This window comes from Rhodococcus sp. NKCM2511 (assembly GCF_014905595.1).
GTDB lineage: Bacteria > Actinomycetota > Actinomycetes > Mycobacteriales > Mycobacteriaceae > Rhodococcoides > Rhodococcoides fascians.
Window position 1 is genome coordinate 2,269,677 of the sequence record NZ_BNHJ02000001.1, and the last position, 23,292, is coordinate 2,292,968.

At 62.8% G+C, this 23,292-nt stretch carries 22 protein-coding genes; 14 read left to right on the top strand and 8 right to left on the bottom strand.

Going from position 1 to position 23,292, the window contains the following annotated elements; all coding sequences use genetic code 11:
* Window positions 1-17 precede the first annotated feature (17 nt).
* From JLZ96_RS10385 to JLZ96_RS10410, 6 genes are read left to right on the top strand one after another with little or no spacing between them, the layout of a single operon-like run.
* Complete coding sequence (locus tag JLZ96_RS10385; protein WP_201010024.1) at window positions 18-1,100, top strand: glycosyltransferase family 1 protein; 1,083 nt, start codon at window positions 18-20, stop codon at window positions 1,098-1,100.
* Window positions 1,101-1,102: 2 nt separating this feature from the next.
* Window positions 1,103-2,266 carry a lipopolysaccharide biosynthesis protein gene (locus tag JLZ96_RS10390; protein ID WP_201010025.1) on the top strand — a complete coding sequence of 388 codons (1,164 nt, stop codon included), beginning with the start codon at window positions 1,103-1,105 and terminating at the stop codon, window positions 2,264-2,266.
* Window positions 2,263-3,366: a glycosyltransferase gene (locus tag JLZ96_RS10395; protein WP_236253875.1), complete on the top strand. Its 1,104-nt coding sequence runs from the start codon at window positions 2,263-2,265 to the stop codon at window positions 3,364-3,366. The genes JLZ96_RS10390 and JLZ96_RS10395 overlap by 4 nt, the downstream gene beginning before the upstream one ends.
* Window positions 3,312-4,802 (top strand): O-antigen ligase family protein, encoded by a 1,491-nt coding sequence (locus JLZ96_RS10400; RefSeq protein WP_201010026.1) that lies wholly within the window; start codon window positions 3,312-3,314, stop codon window positions 4,800-4,802. Before JLZ96_RS10395 ends, JLZ96_RS10400 begins: the two co-directional genes overlap by 55 nt.
* Before the next feature lie 16 nt (window positions 4,803-4,818).
* Window positions 4,819-6,045, top strand: coding sequence for an acyltransferase (locus JLZ96_RS10405; protein ID WP_268963053.1), 1,227 nt, complete (start codon window positions 4,819-4,821; stop codon window positions 6,043-6,045).
* A gap of 28 nt (window positions 6,046-6,073) precedes the next feature.
* Complete coding sequence (locus tag JLZ96_RS10410) at window positions 6,074-7,570, top strand: cellulase family glycosylhydrolase (RefSeq protein WP_201010028.1); 1,497 nt, start codon at window positions 6,074-6,076, stop codon at window positions 7,568-7,570.
* Between the two features lie 59 nt (window positions 7,571-7,629).
* Here the strand turns inward: JLZ96_RS10410 and JLZ96_RS10415 are convergent, their stop codons facing one another.
* Complete coding sequence (locus JLZ96_RS10415) at window positions 7,630-9,096, bottom strand: sugar transferase (protein WP_236253877.1); 1,467 nt, start codon at window positions 9,094-9,096, stop codon at window positions 7,630-7,632.
* A gap of 347 nt (window positions 9,097-9,443) precedes the next feature.
* On the opposite strand from JLZ96_RS10415, the gene JLZ96_RS24970 reads away from it, so the two are divergent.
* The 4 genes from JLZ96_RS24970 to JLZ96_RS24975 all read left to right on the top strand — a co-directional run bounded on the left by JLZ96_RS24970 (window position 9,444) and on the right by JLZ96_RS24975 (window position 12,281).
* Window positions 9,444-10,223, top strand: a complete 780-nt coding sequence (locus JLZ96_RS24970) for a hypothetical protein (protein WP_236253878.1) — start codon at window positions 9,444-9,446, stop codon at window positions 10,221-10,223.
* A gap of 8 nt (window positions 10,224-10,231) precedes the next feature.
* A complete protein-coding gene (locus tag JLZ96_RS10425) occupies window positions 10,232-11,446 on the top strand; it encodes a hypothetical protein (protein WP_201010029.1) in 1,215 nt (404 codons plus the stop codon).
* A 41-nt stretch (window positions 11,447-11,487) separates the two neighbouring features.
* On the top strand, window positions 11,488-11,808 hold the full coding sequence (locus tag JLZ96_RS10430) for a hypothetical protein (RefSeq protein ID WP_236253879.1): 321 nt from the start codon (window positions 11,488-11,490) through the stop codon (window positions 11,806-11,808).
* Between the two features lie 182 nt (window positions 11,809-11,990).
* Window positions 11,991-12,281 (top strand): hypothetical protein, encoded by a 291-nt coding sequence (locus JLZ96_RS24975; protein ID WP_308436824.1) that lies wholly within the window; start codon window positions 11,991-11,993, stop codon window positions 12,279-12,281.
* Between the two features lie 113 nt (window positions 12,282-12,394).
* Here JLZ96_RS24975 and JLZ96_RS10440 read toward each other — a convergent pair whose 3' ends face one another.
* Window positions 12,395-13,939, bottom strand: a complete 1,545-nt coding sequence (locus JLZ96_RS10440) for an MFS transporter (RefSeq protein ID WP_201010031.1) — start codon at window positions 13,937-13,939, stop codon at window positions 12,395-12,397.
* Window positions 13,940-14,380: 441 nt separating this feature from the next.
* Here JLZ96_RS10440 and JLZ96_RS10445 point away from each other — a divergent pair, with 441 nt between their 5' ends.
* Complete coding sequence (locus JLZ96_RS10445; RefSeq protein WP_032374932.1) at window positions 14,381-14,752, top strand: VOC family protein; 372 nt, start codon at window positions 14,381-14,383, stop codon at window positions 14,750-14,752.
* Window positions 14,753-14,864: 112 nt separating this feature from the next.
* Here the strand turns inward: JLZ96_RS10445 and trpS are convergent, their stop codons facing one another.
* Window positions 14,865-15,911, bottom strand: a complete 1,047-nt coding sequence (gene trpS / locus JLZ96_RS10450; protein ID WP_201010032.1) for a tryptophan--tRNA ligase — start codon at window positions 15,909-15,911, stop codon at window positions 14,865-14,867.
* 752 nt (window positions 15,912-16,663) lie between these two features.
* Window positions 16,664-17,572 (bottom strand): AraC family transcriptional regulator, encoded by a 909-nt coding sequence (locus tag JLZ96_RS10455; protein ID WP_032392177.1) that lies wholly within the window; start codon window positions 17,570-17,572, stop codon window positions 16,664-16,666.
* Between the two features lie 173 nt (window positions 17,573-17,745).
* On the opposite strand from JLZ96_RS10455, the gene JLZ96_RS10460 reads away from it, so the two are divergent.
* Together JLZ96_RS10460 and JLZ96_RS10465 are read left to right on the top strand one after the other, a co-directional pair.
* Window positions 17,746-18,045 (top strand): putative quinol monooxygenase, encoded by a 300-nt coding sequence (locus JLZ96_RS10460; RefSeq protein ID WP_032406119.1) that lies wholly within the window; start codon window positions 17,746-17,748, stop codon window positions 18,043-18,045.
* 99 nt (window positions 18,046-18,144) lie between these two features.
* Entirely contained in the window at window positions 18,145-18,810 is a 666-nt protein-coding gene (locus tag JLZ96_RS10465; RefSeq protein ID WP_032392175.1) for an epimerase, read from the top strand.
* A gap of 146 nt (window positions 18,811-18,956) precedes the next feature.
* Here JLZ96_RS10465 and JLZ96_RS10470 read toward each other — a convergent pair whose 3' ends face one another.
* Together JLZ96_RS10470 and JLZ96_RS10475 are read right to left on the bottom strand one after the other, a co-directional pair.
* Window positions 18,957-20,180: an IS110 family transposase gene (locus JLZ96_RS10470; protein WP_201010033.1), complete on the bottom strand. Its 1,224-nt coding sequence runs from the start codon at window positions 20,178-20,180 to the stop codon at window positions 18,957-18,959.
* Between the two features lie 340 nt (window positions 20,181-20,520).
* Window positions 20,521-20,919, bottom strand: a complete 399-nt coding sequence (locus tag JLZ96_RS10475; RefSeq protein ID WP_201010034.1) for a GNAT family N-acetyltransferase — start codon at window positions 20,917-20,919, stop codon at window positions 20,521-20,523.
* A 77-nt stretch (window positions 20,920-20,996) separates the two neighbouring features.
* Here JLZ96_RS10475 and JLZ96_RS10480 point away from each other — a divergent pair, with 77 nt between their 5' ends.
* Window positions 20,997-21,671, top strand: a complete 675-nt coding sequence (locus JLZ96_RS10480; RefSeq protein WP_201010035.1) for a TetR/AcrR family transcriptional regulator — start codon at window positions 20,997-20,999, stop codon at window positions 21,669-21,671.
* Here the strand turns inward: JLZ96_RS10480 and JLZ96_RS10485 are convergent.
* A complete protein-coding gene (locus tag JLZ96_RS10485) occupies window positions 21,655-22,269 on the bottom strand; it encodes a LysE family translocator (protein ID WP_201010036.1) in 615 nt (204 codons plus the stop codon). The genes JLZ96_RS10480 and JLZ96_RS10485 overlap by 17 nt on opposite strands.
* Window positions 22,266-23,282: a MerR family transcriptional regulator gene (locus JLZ96_RS10490; RefSeq protein WP_201010037.1), complete on the bottom strand. Its 1,017-nt coding sequence runs from the start codon at window positions 23,280-23,282 to the stop codon at window positions 22,266-22,268. The genes JLZ96_RS10485 and JLZ96_RS10490 overlap by 4 nt, the downstream gene beginning before the upstream one ends.
* Between the last annotated feature and the right edge of the window lie 10 nt (window positions 23,283-23,292).

Here is a 23,292-nt window from a genome sequence, read left to right on the forward strand (position 1 = left end):
CGAGAAGGCAGAAGATCATGGCTCCCCTCGCCGAGACCCGACTCGTCTACATCGCCCCGTCCGCAGGCCGAAGCGGTGTGGGCGACTATGCCGACGACTTCCTCGATTCGGTCCGCGATCACTTCCTCGAAGTGATCGAGTACCGCATCGCCACCGACGGTGCCGAGACCGTCCGCGACGTCCTCACCAACGTCCGTGCAGTGCGTGCCTCGGTGCTCGCGGCCGAGAAACGCGGCCCCGTAATCGTGCACTTCGAGCAGAGCGCCGGATCGCTCTCGACGTTCTGGGCCTCGTGGCTCCCCCGCCGTATCCCGGTGACCTCGACGGTGCACGACGCCCCCAACCCGGCGTGGTGGCCGTTCAAGACCAAGCTGCTCTATCGATTTCGGCTACTGCATCACGCCGTGCATTACCCCACCCGGCCCCTGATCGCGGCGCTGCAGCGTCGAGCCACGAGGGGCCGCACCCTGTTCGCGCTCACGAGCATCGGTGCCGACAACGTGGGCATGCAGATGACCGGTTCCACCGCGGTGGCCTCACGTATTTTTGTACCGGCGCGCGGCGAGCTGCCCCCGCTGGCCGAACGACCTGCCGCCGTGGGCATGTTCGGCCACGTCTACAAGGGCAAGGGATTCGAGCTCATCGGCCGGCTGCGCGAGCAACTCGACGATTCGATCGGAATCGTGGTGGCCGGACGCGGCACCGACACGCTGCCCGCCACCGAGGGCGTGCAGGTTCTGGGCGAGGTCAACGACGAGAAAGAAGATGCCTTTTTCGCCTCCTTCCGCTTCCTGATCGTGCCGTACTCCAAGGACAATCCGTACGGAAAGGTATGGGCCGCATCGAGTGCGGTGTCCCGCTCGTTCGCCTACAACACCCCGATCATCTGCGTCCTCGACGGCTCGTTGGTGGAGACCGCGTCCGAAGGCGGGGCGATCGGAGTCGAGGGTGGCATCGACGCCATTGCTGCCAAGGCGAATTCGATCATCTGTGACGAGGGCCAGCTCCGTGCCAGTGAGGCCGAAGTCCGCACACTGCGGCAGGCCCGCACCATCGACCGGTGTGCGCAACCCTTCCTCGACGCCTGGGCGGACCTGTAGCCATGCCCAGAGTCGTTCCGAACAGCAACATCGTCCGCGCCGGGCTCGCCTCGTTCTGGAGCTACAGCGGACGAGTGTTCGGCCTGGTGTGGACAGCGGCGATGATTCACACTCTCGGTGTCGGCGAATACGGAATCTACGCAATGGGATTCGCCGGTGCAGCACTGCTCAACGCTCCGCTCGACAACGCCTTCTTCGTCCGGTCGCTGCGGGTATCCGAGGACGATTTCCAGCGTGAACGATGCCTGCGTGTGTTGTTCGGTACCGCCATCGCGGCCATCGGGATCGCCGTGTACACCCAGTGGTACGTGGCCGGATTCGCGATTGTCGTCGCCGCAGGCGAGCTGCTGTTCAACACCTTCAAGAGCAGCTACCTGCGGGAGAGCAGACCGGATGTCACCATGCGGTTCGACGCCGCACGACAACTCGTCGCCATCGGCCTTGGTGGCTCGTACCTGTACCTGGCACAGGATCCGCAGCTGTACGTTTCGAGCACGCTGTATCTGTTGCCGTACATCGTGATCTGGTGCGCCACCCTGAGGTTCGTACCGGGACGCGCACCCCAGATGCCGGGCAACCGACGCGAGATCACCCTGCTGTCCTCCGAAGCATTCGCCGCCGCGGCATACGCATCGGGAGACGTCCTCATCATCGGGTACGTTGCCGGATCCGATGCGGCAGGTTATTACTCGGTTGCGATCGTCACCGCCCTGGCCATCGCCTCGATCGGACAGAATTATGCGAACACCTTCGTCAATTCGCTGCGCGATGCGCACGGCCACGTCGATTCCGCTCCCCCGGTGAACAACATCGTGAAGGTCTCGCTGACGACGGCAGCGGCGATGGCAGCCGTGGGCGTAGGAGTGCTGCTGTGGGGAGGCTACGACGACGTCGGCTACGTAGCGCTGATCCTGTCGCTCTTCGTCTTCGGTCGGTCGGTGAACTTCGTGTTCACGATGATCCTGTCGCTGCAACATCGAGATGCGTTGAGAGTGCGCACCACAGCCAGTGTGGCGGCGCTGAAGGTGGTCTCGGTGTTCGTTCTGGCGCATTGGCTCGGTGGGTACGGCGCAGCCATCGCGTGCGTGTACTGCGAGTTCGCCATGCTCGTCGTCTACCGTCGCGCGATCTATGTACACCGTCGCGCGGAGGTGAAACCGTCGTGAAAGCGACCTTCCTGCTGGCGAAGGATCCCAGCCACGAATCCACCGGTGACCTGACCATGGCGAGACTGGTGATGGGCATTGCCGCCGAGTCCTACGACGTCCGGGCGATCTGCCTGTCGACTCGGCCCGAGAGCACAGCCGACGGCTGGCGTCGAGTTCTCAAGGCCGACGCAGATATCAGGACCATCGCCCTGCGCAGTGCCCGCTACCGTAAGAGTCTGGTGCACAGCAGGTTCGACATCGATTCCGTCGTCGCCGCCATCGACGACACCGATTCCGACATCTTCGTCGCTGACCACACCTACATGGCCGAGCCGTTCCTCCGCTCCACCAAGGCCGGCACCATCCCACTTGCCGTCAGCACAGTCGTCTCCGAGACTCTGGTGTGGAAGGCGACCCGGGGCCTGATCGGAAAGCTCGATTCCACGCGCATCCTGCGCGACGAACTGCGCGTCGCCCGCGAGGCGTACACCGTGGGCACCTACGACGAGGAGGAGGCCGAGTTCTACCGACGCGCAGGTATCGCCCGTACACACTGGCTGGATCTGACGCTCCCTCCCAAGAAGCAAGTGAACATCGCGAACTCCGGCAGTCGATTGGTGTTCTTCGGAGATCGCACATGGCCTCCGAATCAGGAGGCTTACAAGATTCTGCTGGGCTGGTGGCCACAGATCTGTGCGGGCATCGACGATGCCGAGCTCTGCATCGTCGGCACTCCCCATCCCGACGCGGCCGATCTCGACCTGCCCGACGGGGTCCGTGATCTCGGATTCGTCGACGATCTGGCCGGCTTCCTCGACACGTGCCGCGCTCTGGTCGCACCGATCGCAACCGGTGGCGGCGTCCGCGTGAAGATCCTCGATGCAGCCAGCCGCGGTCTGCCCGTCGTCGGTACTCCCGCGGCGGTCGGCTCACTGTCCTCCGCTCTGGGCATCGAGGGCATCGCCGATCCGGCGGTCGCCATCGAACGGTGTCGCGAATTCCTACTGGACCGGTCGGCCGCTGTCGCCGCAGGCCGCGGGCTCTACGAGCGAGGCGAGCAACGTTGGCAGAGCCGGGTGCCGCACGACTCGGTGCACGATTGGCTCAGACCGTGCTGAATCGTGCGGCACTCGGGGCCGTGTTCATAACAGTGGCGTTGCCCCTGGCGCTCGGCATCGGGTTGGGCAGCGGCCAAAAGCTCGGCCTGACTCTCGGGGCCGCGCTCATCGCCGGTCTGGCCGCCGTCACTGTCGCTGTGGTGCAACCACGCTGGTCCTACGTGGGCTTGGCGTTCAGCGCGGGATGTGCGCCCTTCGCCGTGCTCCCAGGCGCGGGTCTACCCATCGCGTTGCTGATGGTTGTAATGGTGTGGATCTCTGCGATGACACATCGGATCGAACTCGGCCCCACCGACCCTGTCGAGGTCACCGTGCTGATTCTCATCGCGGCATCCTTCGTTTCGCTGATCGCCACGGCGGTAAGGATGCAGGACATCACCGAGTTCACTCGGTGGCTCGTCGCTATGTCGGTAATTTTCCCACTGCTGCGGTTGCCGAAGGATGATCTACGCCGTTTCGGCCGCGTCTTCGTCTATGGCGTCGGCACCGGATCCGTTTTCGCGTTGGCTATGTTCTTTCTCGACAAGTCCGGCTCGTGGATGAACCACCTCGCCCCGTTCGGATACGGAAACACCGGCATCATCGGTACGCACCTGCGCTTCTACCAGGATGGCATGACGCAGGTCGTGCGGTTGACGGGAACCTACATCGATCCCAACGTCGCCGGGATCTTCACCCTCGTAGGACTGACCCTCGCGTGTGCACTGCTGCGCGGTCGGCAGCGAATTGTCTATGCCCTCATCATCGGCGGAGCCCTGGTGATCACGCTGAGCAGAAGCGCCATGTTCTCCGTAGTCGTCGCCGCAGTCGCGTTGCTGATGTTCCAGAAGATGCGGGCCGACAAGCGCATCACGATCATTGCCGGCTGCATCGCCGCGGCCGCTTCCACCCTCGCTGTACCCGCTGTTGCCGATCGAATCTTCGATTCCTTCTCAGCTTCCGATACCGGCACCCGCGCCCGCACCGCAGCCCTTTCGGATTTCCCTGCTGCCATGGAGGGACACTGGCTTTTCGGCAAAGGCTGGGGGATAGACGAATTCACCAACGAGGTAGCGGGGTACAACGCCAACTACGTCGCGAACTCGCCGCTGGTATCGATCTATCGCGGGGGCATCTTCGTCGGCCTTGCCTTCGTCCTCGTCCTCGTCGCAGGAGCCGTCCTCGCACACCGAAATGCGCGGAAGGAACCCTGGGAAAGCGGGGTGGCCGGGGCCGGCCTCGTGGGCTTCTCGCTGGTAGGGCTGCAGCTGGACTTTCCCGTCGTCACCAACCCCTCGGTGACACTCGCATTCGTCGTGTTGCTGACCTTCGTCGCGGCAGATGCCGTGGAACCAGCTGACGACTCAGAAAATCCAGCGCCACAGCCACTTCCGTTCGTGGATAAACCCGTTGCACCGCCAGCGCCACCGCGAAAGGTGAACAAGCACCATGCCTAAGCACTCACTCGAGCATATGCGTAAGCAGACAGCACCCCATACGCCAGGCTCCGAACCGCCGAAGCAGACATGGCTCAGCGGACTCGAGGGACCTCGTGGGATCGCATGTCTGTCAGTCCTACTGGTGCACGTATCGGCCCACTACGCCCCCAACATCGTCGACACCATTCGCATCGATTTCCTGGGACAAGGGCTGACGTTCTTCTTCGTTCTGTCGGGCTTCTTGCTCTACCTGCCATATGTACGAAAGCTGTTCGCGGGCAACACACAACCGTCCACCCGACGCTACTTCATCGCACGCGTGCGGCGCATCTTTCCGGCATACCTGTTCATTTTACTGGTCACCAACTTCATCCTGCAAGCCTCGTATGTGGTCAATCCCGTCAGTGTCGGATGGACCACTTCGGACGCCGGAACGGGCATGATCACCAACCCCTTTCATCTGCTGGCTCAACTCACCCTGACCCAGTCCTTCTTCCCGTCGACGTTGCAGACCGGACTGAATCCCTCGTGGTCGTTGACCGTGGAACTGACCTTCTATCTGCTGCTGCCGCTGATGGCGATGGGGACATTCTGGCTCAGCCGCAAGACATCGATATCGACTTTGAGACTGGCGCTGATCGCCCCAGCCGTTCTGATCGTCGTCGGTGCCGTCACCACCTCCGTCGTCATCGCGCTTCAGAATGCCAACCCACAGCTGACACCCCTGGAGCGTTTCTGGGGTCCGAACTGGATCGCCGTTCTATCCCGTAGCTTCCTGGCCCTCGCAGACAACTTCGCCATGGGCATGATCGCGGCCGTCGTGTACGTCGCTATCGGCGGCGGGGCACTCAAGGCGTGGTCGACGATTCGCATCCAATTCGCCCTTGGGATTGCCGTGCTCGTCTTTCTGGCGACAGCGCTCTGCTGCTTCGTTGTTGCTCCCCGTGTGATGGCCACGCCGTTCGCGATCGCCTCCGCCGCCCTGGTCCTGCTGATCATCACCCCGCTCGCGCGCGGCGAGCACTCTTCGATTGCCGCAGTGACAGATTGGCGTCCGATCAAGTACGTCGGAACCATCTCGCTGTCGATCTATCTGTGGCACTATCCGGTCATGTTGCTCGCCGAGCGAGCAGATATTCCAGTACCCGCCACATACTTCGGCGTGCTCTGGAGCTTCGCGGCTCTCTGCGGCGCCACGATCGCCATCGCAAGCCTCACCTACGTGGTGATCGAAAGACCAGCGATGCGATTGTGGGCGTAGCCATATGAGTAGGTCTGGCCGCCAGGTCGTGTCACGTCGCCTCTTCATCGGAACGGTGGCCGCCGGGTCAGTGGTGGGTGCCCTGGCTATCGCTGGATTCGATTCACCAACACGGACGCTCGGTCCCGCGGAGAACCCACCCGAGACCGCACCCGTTCCAGTCGGGTATTCCACAGGCTCGAGTTTGCTGTTCGGTGCCACCACAGACGTAGATCGAACACTCGACGTCATAGCCGCCCCGCACGGCACTGTCGTACGCATCGACATCATGTGGCATGTCGTACAGCCGAACCCGGCGACATACGACTGGAGCATGGTCGACTACGTGGTCACCGCCGCGCGGGCACGGAACCTGAACATCCTCGGCGTCCTCTGGTCGTGTCCGACGTGGGCGGGTTACGGAACTGCTCCCACCGTGACGACCCGGCCCGCGTCCGCCGCGGCATTCGGTGCCTTCGCCGGTACCGTCGCCGGGCGATACAACGGCCGAATTTCGGCGTACGAGATATGGAACGAGCCCAACGGGCGGCAGTTCTTCGCACCGACGCCGGATGCCGCCTTCTACACATCGATGGTTCGCGCCGCCTATCCCAAGATCAAGGCAGCAAGTCCGACTGCCACGGTCGTTGCCGGCGCGATGGGGCCAGCTGACAACAGTGACGGCAAAGTGCATGCGATCGAATTTCTGAACCAGATGTACACCGCGGGACTACACGGCCACTTCGATGCACTCTCGTTTCACCCCTACGACTACGCAGCACCATTGGCGATCGGTGCACTCTACGACAACTCTCCGATGCGTCAAATGGTCGAAATGCACTCGATCATGAGACGCTACGGGGATGGAGACAAGAAGATATGGATTACCGAATATGGCGCTCCAACAACGATATTGACGCCACAGCAGCAGTCCGACCTGATCATGAACACGTTGCTGCAATGGACCGAAGTCTCGTATGCAGGTGCCTTCTACATCTATACCGTACGAGACGCGAACTCGAGCAGCAACGATGACGAGGACCGCTTCGGGGTAGTGAACACCGACTACTCCGGCAAGTCTGCCTTGGCCACGGTCGCCACGCTTCAGCTTGCCGGTCTTCCGGCCCGGCAGGAAGCGATACTGTTCGGGGCCAATCGGGACTCACCGCTCGGAGCGCCGATCACGCCGGTCTACGAGATGGGCGGAGGCTTCGCGCAGGAGCATGTCAACGGCACTCGCTTCCTGACCAACAACGGTTGGTTCAGCTCTCCCGTCCCCGTCGGCTCGATTGCGCGCCGTTGGCAGTTGGTGCCCATTGCACCTTTCGCCAACGGAACGCAGGACTTCGACAACCCCGCCGGCTTCCGCGTCTTCAGTCACGCCACTTACGGAACCCACGCCGTCCATGGGGCAATTCTCGCGGCCTGGACAACAGCACACGGTTTCCCCACCACGGACGAGTACCCCTATGCAGACGGCGTTGCCATCGACTTTGTGAACGGGCGAATCGCGTGGTCACCGACGACGGGGACCACTTCTTCCTAGGTCAGCCGCACATGACACAAATAGAACCACCAGGCAGAGGGCAAATGCACCCGGCGCGATCAGTACGCGCCTTCGCTCTTGGCGACCGCAACAGCGGTCTTCGCGATGATGAGCAAATCGCCTGTCATGGACCAGTTCTCGACGTACGAGAGATCCAGACGCACGCTTTCTTCCCACGACAGATCAGATCGACCACTCACCTGCCACAGTCCGGTGATGCCTGGCTTGACCAGCAATCGTCGCCGCACTTCGCCGTCGTAGGTTTCGACCTCGCTGCGCAGCGGCGGCCGCGGACCCACCACACTCATCTCGCGGGTGAGGACGTTGACGAACTGCGGAAGCTCGTCGAGGCTGTATTTGCGCATCACCTTGCCGACGGATGTGACGCGGGGGTCGTCGCGCATCTTGAACAGCACGCCCGCACCCTCGTTGAGAGCAGCGAGTTCCTGCACCCGCTTGTCTGCATCCTGAACCATGCTGCGGAACTTGATCATCTGGAACGGCTTGCCGTCCATACCCATTCGTTCGGACTTGTAGAAAATCGAGCCCTTGCTGGTGAGCTTGATGATCACGGCGAGGGTGAGCAGAATCGGCGAGATCAACAGCAACACCGACGCGGCGAAGACGAGGTCGAAGGCCGTCTTCCCGAATTTCTTTGCCCCGTTGTACTGCGGCTTCTCGACGTGGATGAGCGGGAAGTCCGATACCGGCCGCATCACCAGTCGCGGACCGGCGACATCCATGACGCCGGGAGAGACGACGAGATCGACCTTCTTCTTCTCGAGGTCCCACACCATCTTTCGCAGGCCGTGATGGCCGATGTGCTCGGTTGCCGTCACCGCGACGGTGTCTGCGCCGGAGACCTCGATGGCCTCGACGACGCTGTGCTCGTCCCCCAGCACCGGAATGTCGATGCCGTCGATCGTGAAGGACGCAGCGCTGCTGGGCTCGTAGTTGGGCAAGCAGATGCCGACCACGCTGTAACCCGCTCCGGGCGAACGCTCGAACGACCGAGCCATCGACAACGCCGAACTCTTGCTTCCGACGATGAGCACCGCCGTCTGATACTCACCACGCGCACGCTTGCGCGCGACCACCTTGCGCCATCCCCATCGGCTAAGCAGCAACCCGATCAGGCCGACGGGAAAGGCGATGGCGAGATACAGACGCGCGATGTCGAAGCGAAACAGCAGAGACAGAATTGCCACGGTGCCGAAAAGCCGAAACGTGGCCGAGATGATGCGTCGATACTCTTCCGAGCCATTGCCGATAACCCGAGGGGAACGGGTGCGGAAGATGGCGAGGAACGTCGGCCACAGCACGGCGAGGGCACCCGATACGCCGATGTAGCCGGCAATCGACCATGGATTGCGAAAGTCGATCTCACCGAAACGAATGATCTGCGCAACTGTCACGGCGAGGAGCACCACAAGCGTGTCGGTGATGCGCAGTCCATCGATATAGTGCGACTCCCACTGGCGACGCGAGGTCACCTTGCGCAACCGCCGAGCGTCGCGTCGAGACACGACCGATCCCAGCGCGCCCGAGCCGCTGATCGCCAACTGAGTCCCCTATGCATCCGCTGTATCGCGCCCTGCGCGATCGACACGACTGCGTGTCACCCCACGGAGCAGACTAGCTGGTCCTACTTGCTTTGTCCTGATGGAGATCGGCAGGTAGACGCAGGTCGTTACATGTTTTTGCGGGATTGCCTCGACGTGTCCGCTACGTTGCAAACGGCTCTCGAAACTCCCCCTCGGGAGGTTCCCGCCCATTCATTAGCTCCGAATCGTCAGATCGAAGTCAAGGGTTGTCGGTCGAACGTCGGACCGATACCGAGGTGCTAGCGTGTGGCGACTTCGGGGGGAGCGTTGTGAGCCTGAAAATGCGTCTACTGCGCGTCGCGGCGTTACTGGGACTGTTCTTGGCGGTCGGCTACCTGCTGCCCAAGCTCGGCCCACAAGCACCGAACTCGTACCAGGGCGTCACCGCGCCGACGTCGGAGGCAGCCACAACGCTGCCGCCGACGGGAACCACGACTGCCTCGAAGCCTCCGCCAGGATTTCCATCCATGGAATTTGCTCCCCCGGAGAACGACGTTCCCGACGGCGACCCGATCCCCATCGACACCAAATACGGCATCCGCTACACAGTGCCGGGAGACTGGCAATTTCAGCGGGGTGGGGTCATGGGGTGGGAGAACGACGAGGAGTCACTGCGCTTCGGCGACTTCGCGGAGTTCGAGTACGACTACTGCCCCAAATTTCGGGACGGAGTCTCGAAGGCAAGCACCGGAATCACCGGCCGTAGCGGAGTGGACGTGCAGACTGCGGCGTTGGAAGTGAGTCGTCGAACTGACATCATTTTTCGGCGGACCCCCGACGACGACGCCGTTATTCGATACTCCGAGCCCGTCAACCTGCAGATCAATGGCGCACCGGCGGTTCGGTACACCGTCACCGCATCGAACCTCCTACAAGAGTACGACTGCGATCCGCCAGCGGCATCCATCGACATTGTTGCAATGCAGGGCTTTTCGAATGCGACCGTCGCCGTGTTCATGGTCTTGGCCGAACAACAGTCCGATCGATCGATCTCGCGCGACACGATCGACGACATCATCGCCAGTCTTCGTCGAACGCCAGGGGATTGAGGATTCGCATGGACGAGAAATTCAGGGCCTTCCCCGAGGAGATTTCCGGCCTCGGACGTCTGGTGTCCGAGATCAGCAGTCAGACGATGAAGTCGTACAAGTACTTCAACGAGAATGCCGTTCCCGATGCGGCCGAGGCGGGAGCACTCCTCGGGACGCTCGTTGCACCCCTGGAGGGCATGAAAGACATCTGGCTCGGCAGGCACGTTCACCTGGCGGTCAATTGCGGAGAACTCGGCAACAATCTCAACACCGCGGCATGGCTGTACTCGGATCAGGACCAAAGAAACTACGAAGCGCTCAATCGACACACCCACGGCCTTCCGGTCGGTATGCCCGGATACGACCCCGGCGACGCGAATCGCGCCGCGACCGGCAGCGTCGACGACTACTCCGACGTCGTCGACTACGGCCGGCCCGAAGGAATCGACTACCCGGCCCCCGCGACCTTCCCCGACGACTTGGCGGCCGTCATCGCCGATGCAGCCGGGTGGCTCGGTGATATCGACAACGCCATCGAGCACCTGATCGGACACAGCCCATTGCAAGAATTGGTCCGCCCGGTCGGCGGAAACTGGAATGACCTCAGGCGACTCGGGGGTGCCTACCGCATCGCCGGTGAGGCGATGGAACACGGCGGCGAAGCACTGGCTGGTGGGACCTCGCGGGTGGATCCGAAGTGGAACGGATTGGCAGCCGTGGCCTACAAGGACTACGCCGCCAAGCAGGTCGAGGCCATGAAGTGGGAGGGTGCGTGCGGGCGCGTAGTCGAAGCCGTCGCAGAACGAGCCTCCGAGGAGATCAGGGAGTCTGCCCACGCGTTGGTCAGAACAGTCCGTGAGATGGTCGAGAAAGAACTGGATCTGACCACCGGCGAGAAAGTCGCAGAATTCTTGGTCAAGAAAGCCGGGATTGCTGGAATCACTTATCAGCTCTATCGCGTCTACGACATTCTCCGCACCGGATACGACCTGGCGATGACGCTCTACGAGTCAATCCGGACGGGCATCGCGGCGCTGAATGAGTTTCTCGAAATCGTCGCCAGCCCCAGCGGCTACATGAACGAGCAGTTCGCGCAGAAGCTCGCACCGGTTACCAAGTGGCTCAACCGAGCAGATCTCGCCAAGGATATCGTCACCACCGCCGATGCGGGCCCGATGTACCACGTACCGCAGGACCCTTACTCGTTGGGCACCGATAAGCAACCCTGGGCAGATGCATGATGGAGTCCGACGATCCCGTTCTGCGCCAAGCACTTCGGAATATGACCGACATCTTCGACACTATGGCCGAGACCCGCGCCCGCGTCCAGCGCACCCCGCTGCCCTCGTTCGACCAGCCACGCATGGTCGACAGTTCGATGATGTACGACATCGCTTCACTGCCGGGCGCGTCCGCGGAACTGAAGGCCTATGCGGAGCGGGTGGGTGCGGGCGAATGCCGTTGGAACGAAATCGAAACCCTGTCCGTTCCAGTGCCACCGGAGGTCGCCGAGTTGAAGCGCGACCCTATGCTCATCTGGTTCCCCGCATCTGGTCCGTCCACACCCGACGACGAACTGCCTTACAGGATTCCGTGGCAGTAGTCCTCCTACTCGGCGCTCGGGAACACGCTCCGGTACTCCCACATCCGCTGTCCCAGTTCACGTTACCCCTCGCCGTAGTAGCGGATCTCGGTCTCGCTGTTGTATAGATTCCTCGGCCCGGGGACGTAGACCACCGATGCCCGACGCCGCGGGGTATCGGCGTGCACTGCGTCGATCACGGGGTGACTGTGCTCAGCGCCGGGTTGGCCACCATCATGGAGTTCGGGCCGGTCTTCGTGCACTCGCTGCGTGACTCCGGAACCGACCCCGCCGACCCCGAACAGAACTTCGGACTGCTGCGGGCAGACTTCACCCACAAATCGGCATTCGACGTGGTGCGGGGTCGTAGCGCTGCAATTCCCGCTCCACTCTGGGGCCGGTGTCGCGGAATCCCCGCTGCTGAACCGTCGAGTGGAGCGTTCTGTGCGACGACTCTGTCGGCATGCGTCGCGTCGGATTGTCACAACTTCTGATGGGCGTCGCGGCCTCAGGCGCGTGTATCAACCTGAACCCGTTGTTAGACAGCGATATTGGAAATTAACGGCTGCCTTACCGACCCACAGGGAGCGGGGACCATCCGCAGCCATTACAACTCGATCGATCCCTCGATCGGCCGGCGGGATCGGTGCAGCGAGTGTCGCACTCGAGCTTCGACGGCGGCGCCGCGATCTGACCGCGCCCGGATCATGCCGAGCAACACGAGCGCTGCGGCTACCGCGGTGATGGCGAACCCCGCTACGGTGACTCCGGTTTGGAACGAGGCCGCTTCGTCGGCACTCCACGTTGTGGACGAGATGTTGCCCGTGAAGAGCGCCGCAAGGATGGTGCCGGTGACAGCGATCCCGATGCCGGTGGCGACCTGGCTCGACGTATCGACCATGGCGGCACCGATTGTCGTGCGGTTCTCCGGAAGGCCGGTCATGACATTGGTACCTGCGACGACGCCGACGATGCGCATCCCGACGGCGACGAGAACGAGGGCGAGCGCGATCCAGATATAGCCGAAACGGCTACCCCCGGCGAAGACGGCGAGGCCCAGAACGACCGCCGCCGCGCTGATCCAGGCTGCGTGGTTCATCCCCACCCTGCGCAGGAACGGTGCGACGAGTCGGCCGCTGAAGAGCAACACGACGACCTGAGGGAGCATCCCTATCGATGCGAGAGCCGGCGACCAGCCCCATGCGAACTGCAACTGAAGGGTGACCATATAGCCGAGGCCTGCGATTGCCAGACCGGAAGCGGCTTTGTAGGCGAGGCCGCTGGACACGAGGGGGAGGGCCACGAGCTCGAGGTCCAGGAGCGGGAACGTAGCGGTGCGTGCGCGGACGACGAAGAGGACTGTCGCTGCCGCGGCACCGGCAGTTGACGCCCATGGCATCCACGAACCTGCGCTCTGTTCGACGAACAGGGTCGGCGCTACGAGCGCCAGGACGATGGTGGCCGTGCCGAGGAGTGCCCCCACAACGTCGAGAGGGTCGCGGTGCAACTCCTCGGGGAGGTCTTCGGCTACGCCCATGCGGATTCCGATGAATGCAAGGATCGCGATGGGCACGTTCATCAAGAGTAAAACCTGCCAGGGCGCGAAGGCCAGAACGAATCCGCCGACGGTCGGCCCGACCGCCAGTCCCACCAGGCCAACCGTCGAGATGAGGGTGAGCGCCCTCACGCGTAGCGACTCCTCATCGAAGAGTCGGAAGGCCAGCGCCATGGAACCGGGGGTGGTCATCGCCGCAGCGACACCCATGACGACACGGACTGCGACGAGTTGCTCGGGTGTTGTGACGAGGACGGTGGCAGCGCTGGCGACGGCCAGCAGCGTCAGTCCGAGCAGCATCACACGGCGTCGGCCGAATTGGTCTGCGATGGCGCTGAACAGCAGCATCAGTCCGCCGAATACAACCGCGTAGGCACCGGTGACCCACTGGAGCGCGGTGGTCGACGCGTCGAGTTCACGCCCGATGGCGGGAAGAGCAACGTTGAGGATGGAGTTGTCGAGCATCTCGAACAGGAACACAGCCGAAAGGCCGGCTAGAGCTACCGCCGCGGCTTTCAAGGTGTGCGGACGGTGCCGCGGCGAGGGGACGTGCGCCTCGTCAGTATTGTGTGTAGCTCGCTCTTTTTTCGGGCTCATGGCACCTCTCCGGTCAAGGGAGAAGTGGCGGCTCGATGGAGCGGCGTGCGAACGCGGCTGACAGCCAGCGCTTTTACTTCCGGTGCAGTCAAATTAGCAGGCGATCGGATCAGCAGCAACCGAATAGGCCATCTTCACGGACCGCTCGCCTCGGCTCGGCTGACCACGGACTTACCGCCCGCGTTCGCCTTCGATTGCCGAACCGTCACTCAACCACCGCCGACGAGCACCTGAAGTGGGTTACCTCTGGCCCCTCCAACGTGAAGGGTCTCAATGCGAGAGCACAAGGTGGGCGGAGACGCCCGATGATCGAATACGTGGATGTCGGTGACGCGAATAGTGCGCCCATTGAATACACTTCGAGCAGGGGCCACCGCGCCCAGAGACAGGGTTGATGCGAGCACCGCCTCGCCGCCCGAACTCTGTGCAAGGAGATCGATAATGAGTGCAACCACCGTGGGCTTCGGCCGCATCGCAGCCACGATTCCCGTCACCGACATACAGCACTCGATCGAGTTCTATCGCGACGTGCTCGGCATGACCGTGACCTTCACCAACGGCAGCCCGCCCGGATTCGTCATCATCCGGCGAGATGCCGCCGAACTGCACCTGACCTTGGTGAGCGGACACCGAGCTGGAACCTACAACGTTGCGCACCTGATGGTCGAAGACGCAGTGGGCCTCTACGAGCACCTGGTCGAACACCAGGTGCGCATCGTCAAACGTCTGCGCGACGCCGACTACGGACTTCGTGGCTTCGTTTTCTGCGACCCGGACGGGAATCGAATTGACGTCGGGCAGCCTCTCCAGTAGCGGCGGATCGCGTGATTGCCGCTTCGGCCCGCCGACGGGCAGCTGAAAGTGATCACCTCTAGGTGGGCGACGATGTCAGAGATAATTGTGCGGGGAAAGCGGCGCGCCTCGCTCAGTAGTAGGTACCCATCACGGTGCGGACTTCGTCCAGGGTCTGCTCTGCAATCTCATTGGCGCGCTGGTTTCCCTGGCGCACTACCGACTGCACGTAGCCGGGATCGGCGGCGAGCTTTGCCCGTCGACGGCGATGTTCTGCAAGGTACGAGTTCACCGCCTCCGTCACAAGGGTTTTCAATGCGCCAGCCCCTGCGAAGCCGATTTCAGCAGCTATCGCGTCCGGTTCCCTGCCCGTGCACAGGCCCGCGACGGTGAGCAGTGCTGACACTCCCGGTCGCGTCTGCGGATCATAGGAGATGTGACGCTCAGAGTCCGTGGCCGTTCGACGTACCACCTGAGCTGTCTGGTCCGGTGTCATCGACAGCGTGATCGCGTTGCCGAAACTTTTCGACATCTTGCGCCCATCGAGGCCTGGAACGTCGGGACTCGAGGTCAGCAGTGCTTGTGGTTCGTCGAACACCGCGGCGTATCGGTCGTTGAAGCGCCGTGCGATGACCCTCGCCATCTCGATGTGAGGGAGTTGGTCCTTACCGACGGGGACTACGTTGGCCTTGCAGAACAAGATATCCGCCGCCTGGTGCACCGGATACGTCAGCAACAGACCGCCCAGGGCGCGGCCACTGGCGGCCAGTTCGGCTTTCACTGTCGGGTTTCGGTGAAGTTCGGCCTCGGTCACCAAGCTCAGGAACGGGAGCACCAGTTGATTGAGAGCGGGTACCGCCGAATGTGTGAAGATCGTCGACCTGTCGGGATCGATCCCCGCCGCCATGTTGTCCAAGGCCGCGTCGTGCACGTGCCGTCGCACGTGCCCGATTGCATCGCGGTCCGTAATCACCTGGTAGTCGGCCAGGACGATCATCGTCTCGACACCGAGATCTTGCAGTCGCACGCGCTCTCGGATCGTCCCGAACAGGTGCCCGAGATGCAATGGCCCGGTAGGCCTTTCCCCGGTCAACGTGCGATACCGGCCCGGATCGGCCGCGATATTCGTGGCGAGCACGTTGCTGCGCTCGACACTGGAGACGTAGGTGTTGGTGCTCATTAGAAGACCTCTCTGCACGAACGGAGCGGGCTGTATCAGCCGCACGTCTGGTCCGTACGAGAGATCAGCGGGCTGAGATACAGCCCGCAGGACATGGTCGACCGGGCTGCTAGCGCAGCCACCACCAAGCCTGATGAGTGTCGATCACCCCGACAGGCTAGCAAGCTCGACCGAAGTAGGTCGATCACCGCGTCGACGGCGTGGAGCGCCGCGGCGTTCCATTCGGGGTACGTCCGTAGGGAGGCCGGCACTGCCCGCAGGCGGGATGTAAGACCGTTGGTCGACGCCGGTGGGGTGGCCACCTCCCAGCCGTGAAGATGGTCGAGGATCTCAATGCGGGAAGCAAATGGATGATGGCACGCTGGAACTTGCAGCCACCGGGAAACTCCAATGCCGATGGATAGCTACTAGCGTCGCAGCAAATCTCGGAGTTTTGGCGCGAGTGTCAAAGCAGCCGCGATGATTTGGGCAGATCTCGGCGCACTCATTGGCTCTGCATCGAGCCGTATCCGCACAGAACGCGGCGCCGACGAACTGTGAGGAGCCGCGTGGCGCGCCTAGACATCGCAAGTCTGCAGCCGAGTGCGATGGGGGTGTAGGCGTGCCATGCATATTCCGGTGTCCTGCGCCGGTTGAACTCGCCTGAGTGAGCATCGCCCCGGGCGGCACTGATCGCGGCCATGACGACGACCTTCGCTGTCGCAGGTCGTGGCTTTCGCCGGTCAGCCAACGACATTTGGATCGAGACCGGCTCAGGACAGGTCCGATCGCGGGTCGCGTTGCCGGAATCGACTCGGCGCGAGCCCGGACCAGCGTTTGAACGCGACGCTGAAAGCACTCTCGGACCGGTAACCGAGCTGCGTTGCGAGTTCGGTTACCGATGACGATCCGTCGTCCAGCGACCGTTCGGCCAAGCGCATTCGCCACCTGAACAGGTAGGTAAGAGGAGGAACGCCGGCGGTCGTGGTGAACCTGTGGGCGAAGCTGCTCCGCGACATCGCGCACGCCGCAGCAAGTTCGGAGATATGCCAATCTCTGCCCACATCGGCGTGCATGAGCTGCAATGCCGGACGCAACCGGTCATCGGCGGCGGCACGGACCCACCCTGATGGCAGCTCATCCGCCGCTGCCACCCATGCCCGAAGAACCTGCACCAACAGCAACTGCGTCAGCTGAGCCGAGGCAGCCGTGCGACCGGCGCGTTCGTGGGCGAATTCGTCGAAGAGCTCCTCGAGGACCCAGGCCGCAGTCGTCGCCTCGCGCGCTCGACCGTGCAGATGCAGGACTGGAGGGATTGCGTCTCGAAGGAAGTCGTCGGCGGCGTCGAACAACTCGATGTGCGCGGTGACGCAAACGTGGTCGGCGTCGCGATCGATCGGATGAACCGGGTCGTTCTCCCGCAGCTGTACCGGCGATTCATGCAGATCGCTTCCCATGTCGAAAGACGTGCGGCCGTCCACCACCAGAACCTCGCCCGCGTCGACCCTCAGGTCTGCTGGTTCGGAGTCGAGCCGAAACCACAGGGACCCGCGGATGACCCCCAGAATTTTGATCCGTCCCGGGGCCGGGGACCGTACTGCCCACGCACCTGATCCGGAGATACCGCCGGACAGCACGCATCGCGCGTGGGAGATCCGGAGAAGATCGGACATGAGATCCATACACACAATCTAGGACTCTGGCGAAGGTATTGCGGCGTCTCGATGATTCACAATCCAAAGTCTTGACGTCAGACTGGACAGGACCCACTTCTCGCCGATTCGAGCTGCGGCGGGCAGGCACACAGCGCGCCTGACGGTCATCCATCCAGCTCACCGAACAATCGGAGTTCCCCATGGCCTTCACTGTCATCCTGCACGCCCAAGCCAAACCCGGCCGCAGTCACGATGTCGTCGACTTCTACCGCGAGACCTTGGCCGCCACCCGCTCACGGCCCGGCTGCATCGGCGTACGGGTGGTGCGCAGCGCCGACGACGACACCGCATTCGCACTGATCGAGCAATGGGACGACAAACGCGACCAAGAGGCCTATGCCGCATGGCGAGCCGAGACCGGCGGCGAGGTCATGGCGCAATTCGGCGAACTACTCGCCGCACCTCTCAGGATCGAGTTCTACGAAGAGATCAACGCCTGAGCTCGAATCCGCCGGCTCACCGGCATCGGGTTCCCATGCCCGAAACCATCCACAGCAACCGAGCCGACACCACCGCTGACCGTAGGAAAAGGATCCATTGTGCGCATTGTCATCTTCGGAGCCACCGGCATGATCGGGCAAGGAGTACTGGAAGCCTGCCTGCGTGACGAGCAGGTCACCGATGTTCTCGCCGTAGGCCGTACACCCACCGGTCGCGCCCACCTCAAGCTCCGCGAACTTCCCCACGATGACTTCGCCGACTTCACCACCGTTCAGAACGATCTGGTCGGGTTCGACGCCTGCTTCTACTGTCTGGGCACCTCTGCCTTCAAGATGAGTGAGACGCAGTACCGCCGGGTCTCCTACGACTTCCCCCTGGCCGCCGCCCGGGCACTGCTGACCACCGATCCCGATCTCGTCTTCACCTACGTCTCCGGCGTCGGCACCGACAGCACCGGCACGACCCGCATGATGTGGGCGCGCGTCAAGGGCGAGACGGAGAACGCTCTGCTGGCACTGTCACCACGCGCATACATGTTCCGCCCCGCGTTCGTCCTCCCTCTGCCCGGTACAACATCGAAGACTGCGTTGTACGTCGTGCTGTACAAGGTGCTCGGCCCGCTCTACCCCGTGCTGCGGCGAATCGCCCCACGCTACGTCACCACGAGCCTGCAACTGGGTCACGCGATGATCCGAACCGCAGGCGGCGGCATGCCCCGTCATGTGTTGGCCACGGCCCACATCAACCAACTCGCGGCCTCCTGACGCTCACTTAAAAGTCCGCATGGGCGGGCTGCGGCGCAGAATGCGAGCAGCAAACCTATTCGGGTGGAGTCCGATCCATCGTCCCTTTCGGTTAGCGACGACTCGTCCTCACTCCTGCGAATGTGCCCACTCGCTCGCGGTTGCATCTATGCAGCCACAGATGCAACCCCGAGCGGGCCACTTGGCCGCCATTCACGTTGGTCACGCAGTAATGCCCAGAGAACGTCGACCAGTCTGCGAGCGAGTGCGATGGTGGCCTGGACGTGTCGTTGGTGTTCGGCGCGTTTACGTTGGTAGAACTCTCGTGACGGTCCTTCTCTTTGCGCACTGCTGAAGGCCGCCATGAAGAGGACGTGTCGTAGTCGTCGGTGGTAGCGCTTGGGACGGTGCAGGATTCCGGTGCGGGTTCCGGAATCGTTGGGAACGGGAGCAAGCCCTGCGTAGGCGGCCAGCTTGGCGGCGGTGCCGAATGCGGCGAGGTCACCCGCGGTGATGGCAAGGAACTCGGCTCCCAGGCGCGCGCCGATACCGGGGACGCTCTCGATGATGTGGGCCTGGTGGTGACTGCGGAAGCGTTCGACGATCTGTTTGTCGAGAGCTTTGATCTCGTGGTCTAGGTCGAGCAGCTGCTCGGCGAGACGAATGACGAGTTGTTCGGTGGTCGATTCTGCTTGTACTGCAACGGTTTGCGCCTCGGCGGCGGCGAGCGCTTTGGTGACCATACCGGGGATTGTCGGCCGTCGGACACCGAGTTCGCGGAGATGGGTACCGATCTCGTCGGTGCCAGCGGTGCGGATCGCGGCTGGAGTGCAGTAGCGAGTGAGCAGGGCCAGTCCGGTGCGGGTGGTGTAGTCGAAGGCACGCTCGAGTTCAGGGAAGATCCGCAGTAGAAGTGCACGGAGTCGGTTGATGCGGGAAACCCACTCCCCCCTCAGATCCGCCCGGTAGGCGGTCAATAGTCCGAGTTCGGCGACAACGTCGTCCGGGGTCGTGACCGTGGTCAGGTCGCGGCGGAGGCGAGCCGTTTCGGCGATGACCACGGCGTCTTTGGCGTCGGTTTTGCCTTCACCGGGGAAGGCACCGGTCATGCGGTTGACGACTCGCCCAGGCACGTAGGTGACCGTCTGGTCGGCTGCGACGAGGACAGCGAGAAGCAGAGCTGATTCGGGTGATGTCAGATCCACCGCCCACCGGATCACGGGTGAGCCGTCAGTCGTGCGCGCCTTGTCGAGGAGACGTTCGATGCTGTGTTGGTCGTTGTGGACGCGGACCGACCACAGTTGCCGGCCGGTGTTGTCGATCGCCGCGGCCTGATGGTGAGTCTTACCGATGTCGATACCGATCCACACCGCTTGCGGTTGTGCTGTCACAGAGCCCTTCCGTCGAAGTGCCCCGACTGGGTGGACGGCTCCGGCGGCATTCCTCTAAGTAGCGACTCTTTCGCAGATACGTGTCTCAATCAGCGGCCGGAGTGTCCGCGACGGACGAGGTGGCCATCCCACCAAAGCCACACCAACGGCGGGTGATTGTCAGCCTCGCCTCGAACGTCGTCGGGCACCTGAAGTGATCACCTCCAGGTGGGGACGATTTTAGAGGTGATTGTGCGGGAGAGACTGAGATCGGCCAGGCTCGGTGTCGCCGTAGCGTCGAGCATCATCTTTGGCAGGAAGATAATCGCCTTCCCCGTAGGCTCGAATTCACGGTCGACAGTCACTTCAGCCGCAGCACTCCAGCGGAGGTTGATTCGAATCCACATGCAACAGAATAGAATTCGGCTAGATTTTTTTCGTAATCGACGTGCAGCCACTCGATATCGGTTGTACGCAGATCGGAAACCAAATAGGAGACGAGCCTGGTGCCGATCGCCTGGTGTCGCCATTCCGTAGCAACTGCGGTGTCGAGCAGGAACGCGTGCTTGCCACCGTCCCATGCTGCGTTCACGAATCCGCACAGCACAGTGCCATGAAAGGCACCGACCCACGATTTGCTGTGGCGCTGCAACCGAGATCCCAACGGCACCAACTCGTAGTTCCCCCCGAACGCATCGTGATGGAGCTGCGATAGCTGGACATCATCCACGTCGAAGCGGACTCGGAAATCGATAGCCATGCCGAACAGCATAGAAATGCTGACGATAGCCCGCATTCAGGTATGGAACGACGTTCCAGTTGTGACAGGATCAGCCCATGCCAGAGAAGAAGCCGACACCCGCGCGACGTTCCGACGCCCTGTCCAAAGGGCGCATCGTGCAGGCAGCGATCGAGATGCTCGACGAGGGCGGTACCGACGCTTTGACGTTTCGCACCCTCGCCGCACACCTGTCCACAGGTGCCGGAGCGCTCTATCACCACGTCGGCAACAGGGAAGATCTACTCGCGGCAGCGGCCAAAGCCGTCATGGCGTCGGTGTTGGAATCCTCGCCCGAGAACGAGGCAACAGAGCAGGGCGTTCCCGGCGTGATGATGAGGGTGTTCGACATGATCACCACGCGGCCATGGGTGGCGACGCAACTGGCCGGCGCGCCGTGGCAGCCGGCTGTCATGCATCTGTTCGACCGCATCGGAACCGAACTGGACGTCCGCGGAATTCCGGAGAATGAGCAGTTCGACGCTGCGTCCGTGCTCATGTACCACGCTCTCGGGGCTGCGAGCCAGCGCAAAGCCGGGAGGCAATTGGCCGCCACGGTGACGGACCGCGCGGCATTCCTGGACTCCACACGCTCGGCGGTGACGGATACCGGCGACTATCCGTTCCTGACCCGAATCGCGTCACAATTCGCCGAACATGATGATAGAGAACAGTTTCAGGCCGGTGTCGACATCATCCTGGCCGGTATCGACCGAACTAGCGCAAGACGATGAAGACAGCGCACAGGAGAAAGACCGCGGCAGTGGTTCGGTCCAATATGCGTCGACCACCGCGGTCGAAGAAGCGACGAAGGCGCAATCCAGCAAGACCGTAGAGCCCGACGATCACTGCCATGACCGTGGTGAGGGTGAGTCCGAGCAACAGATAGTCCTCGACGTGCACGTGTGCGAGGTCGAGGACGCCGGGGAGTAGCGCAACGTAGAAGCCGATGGCTACGGGATTGGACATGGTGAGCACGATTCCGAGGCCGACACTATGAGCTCGGCGGGAGGTGCCACGTGTGGGCACTGAGCGCACCGACGTGCCAGCTGTCCTCCACTTCTTCGCGGCGAGGTAACAGAGATACCCAGCGCCGGCCCAGGTGAGGACGCGAAGGATCGGCTCGTAGGCCGCCGTCGCCGCGGCGAGTCCTGCCATGGCCATGCCGAGGAGAGTCAACTTTCCGACGACGATGCCGGCGGCCAGTCCAGGAACGCCCCGGAACCCGGAGTCGAGGGATCGAGCCATCACCGCAACAACCTCGGGGCCGGGGGTGGCAGCTGATGCCGCGAACACTCCGGCGAACAGCGCGAGCTCGGCAATGCCGATCACTGCCCGCCGCCGTCGACAGTGCGCGATGCGATCCGCGTCGGTGCCGTCACGTGCCGGGGGTGTTGATCGAGCCAGTCGAGGACGGTCTGCGCGTGTCGGTCCGGCGGGAACACAGGGTAGAACACGTGCTCGATGATTCCCCCGGTGATGACGAGAGCAAGTCGTCGATAGACCGTGAGATCGTCTGTGCTGAACGTCGGTAGTCCGATCACGTCGTGCAGAATCAGTTCGCTGTCGGTGAGCAGCGGATACGGAAGTCGCAGTGCGCCAACCAGTTCCGATTGATATTCGACGGGTTGGCTCGACAGTCCATAGACCGCGCTGATCCCGGCCTGCACCAGCTCTGCGTAGTGGTTACGCATGTCGCAGTTGTGCGGGCTGCATCCGCGGGCACCGGGGATGGCGTCCCAACCGTCGGGCATGTCGTGCCCTGGCGCACCGGTCATCGGAAATACATAGACCAGGACACGGCCCGTTCCGAGGGCGGCGAGGTCGACGTGGCCACCGTCGGTGGACGGCAGCCGGGTGGTCGGCATTGCCACTCCCCACAGATGATCGGTCGCTCCGTCGTCGTGTGGAACGTCGAGGTCGGCCGGCAGCGGGGCGAGATTGGGATTGTGCGCATCGGCGGTGGCCCACTCGTCGGCCATCCGTGCGCTGGCCTCGGCGAGGTTGGCGACCAGCGCGACGCGTTGGCGATCGAGGTCGTCGATGGCCTGTTCGACCCGCTGAATCGCCCGGCGATACCCCGACAGCGAGGCGGGGCAGGTGTCCGCGTGCAGACTTCCGGCGTTCAGGCAGTCGATGAACGGGTGCATGTCCGCGAGCGGAATTCCGAGTGCATTCAGGCGGTGGATCTGCGCGACGACTCGAACCTGGTGGCGGTCGTACATGCGGTAACCGTTGGCGGCCCGTTCGGGGACAACGAGATTCAATGCCTCGTATCCGCGCAACGCCTTCGACGAGGCACCGGTCTCGCGGGTCACATCTCCAACACTCAGCAGGTCGTCCATCTCCGTACCG